This window comes from Amycolatopsis sp. NPDC102389, from assembly GCF_044765885.1.
Taxonomy (GTDB): Bacteria; Actinomycetota; Actinomycetes; order Mycobacteriales; family Pseudonocardiaceae; genus Amycolatopsis.
Map to the genome: position 1 here is coordinate 64,087 of NZ_JBIWKX010000038.1, position 3,827 is coordinate 67,913.

Sequence of the window (3,827 nt, forward strand, 5' to 3'; positions counted from 1 at the left end):
GGGGTTTCGGGGCGGGTTCACCGGGGGGGGGCACCCTCGGGGGGGGCGACCCCCACCGGGTTTTGGGCCTGGGGGGGGGGGTTGGGGTTTACACCCCCAAACGCCACTCACGAGGGTCGCGACCATCCGAAAGTCGCGTCATCTTGCTCCGATCATGCGGCCCGCGGGCCGAACCCTTGAACCGATCAGGCACTTATGCTTCTATCTGCTCGATAGTCGCGCCAAAGGTGCAGTTTCGAACACGATCGAACGGGTTCAACGCAATTCCTGGAGGGCTCCGTGCGCCGTCGTACCCTGCTGAAGGCCGCTGGTGCGGCTTCCGCCTTCACCTTGCTCCCGGCGAGCGTCCGGCAGGCGCTCGCCGCCGAAGCGCCGACGGGCGGGCTCGACGTCATCGAGCACGTCGTGGTGTTCATGCAGGAGAACCGGTCGTTCGACCATTATCTGGGCACGTTGCGCGGCGTTCGGGGTTTCAACGATCCCGCCGCGATCAAGCTACCGTCGGGAGCCTCGGTCTTCCAACAGCCCGACGGCACGGGCACGCTGCTCCCGTACGCGATCGACGATCAGTTCATGGCCGACGTCGACCACAGCTGGTCCGGCGGGCACCGGGCGTGGAACAAGGGCCGTCACGACGCGTGGCGCGCGGCCAAGGGTGTCCGTTCGCTGACCTATCACACGCGTTCGGCGCTGCGGTTCTATCACGAGCTCGCCGACGCGTTCACCGTCTGCGATGCCTACCACTGCTCGGAAATGGGGCCCACCAACCCGAACCGGATGTACCTGTTCACCGGCAAACTCGGCTACGAGCCGGACGGCACGACCCGGGCGATCGGCAACGCCGCGTGGCAGAACCCCGGGCACACCGGCTACACCTGGAAGACCTACGCCGAGCGCCTTCAGACCGCGGGCCGCAGCTGGCGCGTCTATCAGGAATGGGACAACTACGGCGACAATTCGCTGGACTATTTCAGCAGCTTCCTCGCCGTCGGGACCAAGGCGCTGTCGAAGGTGAAGGACTCCGCGGGCAAGGCATTCCCGAAGCTGGAGTACTTCTACTACGCCCTCGATTCGGCTTCGGCCGCCGAGCGGACCAGGCTGCTGGACGGGCTGGCGGCCGGCGTGGCGACCCTGACCGCGTCCGAACGCGCCCTGTACGACCGCGGGCTGGCCCGGGTCGCGCCGAAGCAACTGCTGAGCGCCTTCAAGGGAGATGTCGACGCGGGCAGGCTTCCGTCGGTGTCGTGGATCGTCGCGCCCGAATCCCAGACCGAACATCCCGCGTGGGGCCCGAACACCGGGGCCGACCTGGTGAAGTCGATCCTCGACACGATCGCGTCCAAACCCGAGGTGTGGAACAAGACGTTGTTCCTGCTGACCTACGACGAGGACGGCGGCTTCTTCGACCACATGCCGCCGCCCGCACCGCCCGCTTCCGACGACGAGGGCAAGAGTTCCGTCGCGACGACCGACGAATTCGTCTCCGGTGAGCCGATCGGACTGGGCGTCCGGGTGCCCATGTTCGTGATCTCGCCATGGAGCCGGGGCGGGAAGGTGTGTTCGGAGGTCTTCGACCACACTTCCGTGCTGCGCTTCCTGGAACGGTGGAGTGGCGTCGGCGAGCCGAACATCTCGCCGTGGCGGCGCACCGTCTGCGGTGACCTGACCTCCGCGCTGGACACCACGTCGCCGAGTGCGACGTATCCGACGCTGACCAAACCGGTGCCGACGAGCGGACCGTGGAACACCCAGCCGCAGCCGCCGTCCGAGCAGAAGCTTCCCGTTTCCGAGACCGGGGTGCGGACCGCGCGGCCGTTGCCCTATCAGCTGATGGCTTCGGGCCGGGTGACGGCCGAGCGATTCTGGATCGACTTCGCCAACACCGGAGCGGCGGGGGCGCACTTCTACGTCTACGCGAACGCGTACCGGACCGACGGGCCGTGGCGCTACACCCTCGGCGGGAACGCGACGCTTTCGGACTATTGGCAGGCCGGGTCCCCTGACGGCGCGTACGACCTCACCGCGCACGGCCCCAACGGTTTCCTGCGCCGGTTCGCGGGCAACCGGATCACCGCGACCACCGGCGGCAAGCCGAATCCGGAAGTCGTGCCGCGGCCGGGTTCCGGCGTCGTGTACCTGAAGATGACCAACGCCGGCGCCGCTTGCGAGCTGACCGTGCGGACCGGGAACCGGGGTGGTGGACCGTGGAAGTACACGGTCGCCCAGGGCGCGACGGTCGAGGACTGGTTCAGTATCGAAGGCGGCATGGGCGGCTGGTACGACTTGACCGTCCAGGGGCCGGATGGCTTCCTTCGCCGCTTCGCAGGCCATGTCGAAACGGGCGCCGAGACCATCAGCGACCCGGTCATGGGCTCCGGGCCGCTCTCGGCCACTGTCCGCTCGGCCGACAGCCAGGAGACCACAGGGGAGAACGGCGCCGCCACGAACGCCGTCGACGGGAATCCCGCCACCCTCTGGCACACCAAGTGGTCCGGCGGGGAAGATCCCTTGCCCCACGAACTCCAGCTCGATCTGGGCGCGGCCCGCACCGTCACGGGCTTGGCCTACCTGCCGCGTCAGGACGGTTCCGACCACGGGCGCGTCGGTGGCTACGAGGTCCACCTGAGCGCGGACGGGTCGACCTGGGGGAGCCCCGTCGCCGCGGGTACCTTCGCCGACGACGCCGCCCGGAAGACCCTGCGGTTCTGGCCAACCCGAGCGCGCTATGTGCGGTTCCGCGCCCTCACCGAAGCGGGCGGACGCGGACCGTGGACGTCGGCGGCGGAGGTCACCCCACTCGGCTGGACGTGACCCGAAAGGGCAGATTTCCTTGTCTTAAAGGGAAAGATGCGTGACGGCCGCCGAGGTTGCTTTTGTGAGAGCAGTGTCATCGTGGCGCATCTTTTCTGCCCTGTCGGGCATCTTGCCCGGTAAGTGATCCATCGCAGGGAAGACCGGGGAGAAGATGATGAGCCACCGCAAGATCCGACCGAATATCGCACGGTTCGCCCAGGGAATCGCGGCCTGTGCCGGTGTGCTCGCCGTCGTCGCCTGTAGCAACCCCGGAAGTCCCACGGCCGCCCCGCGGACGTCCGCACCTGTCGGCGGCGGTGTCGAAACGTCCGCCGCGCCGACCGCCACTTCCGTACCCACGTCGGCGCCGGGCGGGGGAACGGTCAAGCCGCCCGCCACCACGGGGAAGCAGGTGGGATCGGGTGGCAATCCCCGTTGTGCCACCGCGGATCTCTCGCTCGCGCTCGGCTCGCCCAAGCCGAGCCCGAATTCGCCGGGGCAGGTCGACGTTCCGTTGACCTACAAGAACACTTCGTCCCGGACGTGCGCGCTGTACGGTGTTCCCGGCGTCGACCTGAACGGTCCCGACGACCCGAACGGGCCGGTCTATCACCTGCCCCGGATCGACAACGGCGTGAAGTACAACGAGGTTCCGGCGGGATCCACCGCGACCGCGACCATCACGATCCTGAAGCCCTCCGACGGTTCGGCCACGTGGACGCCGACGCGGGTGACGACCATCCCGCCGGGACAGACCCAGCCGCTCACCGCGAACTGGCCGTCGGATCTTCCCGTGCTGCGGCAGGATGCCGCGACGCACCCGGGGACCTATGTGAACGGGATTCTAGCCGATCCCGCTTGAGGCCTCCGAGTGTCCATAAAGGACACTTGCTGGCTGCCTGAGGCCCGTTTGATGCGTATATGTACGGTTTTCGGGTGGGTGGGGGGGGGGGGGGGGGGGGGTGTTGGGAAAAAAGAAACAAACAACCCCCCCCCCCCCCCACCAAAAAAAAAAAAAAAAAAACAAAGAGCGC

General features: G+C 67.5%; 2 protein-coding genes. Both read left to right on the forward strand.

Annotated elements, in window-relative coordinates; all coding sequences use genetic code 11:
- Positions 1 to 279: 279 nt before the first annotated feature.
- Entirely contained in the window at positions 280 to 2,811 is a 2,532-nt protein-coding gene (locus tag ACIRGA_RS27840; protein ID WP_400946138.1) for a phosphocholine-specific phospholipase C, read from the forward strand.
- Between the two features lie 157 nt (positions 2,812 to 2,968).
- Positions 2,969 to 3,655, forward strand: coding sequence for a DUF4232 domain-containing protein (locus ACIRGA_RS27845; RefSeq protein ID WP_400946140.1), 687 nt, complete (start codon positions 2,969 to 2,971; stop codon positions 3,653 to 3,655).
- Positions 3,656 to 3,827: the final 172 nt, after the last annotated feature.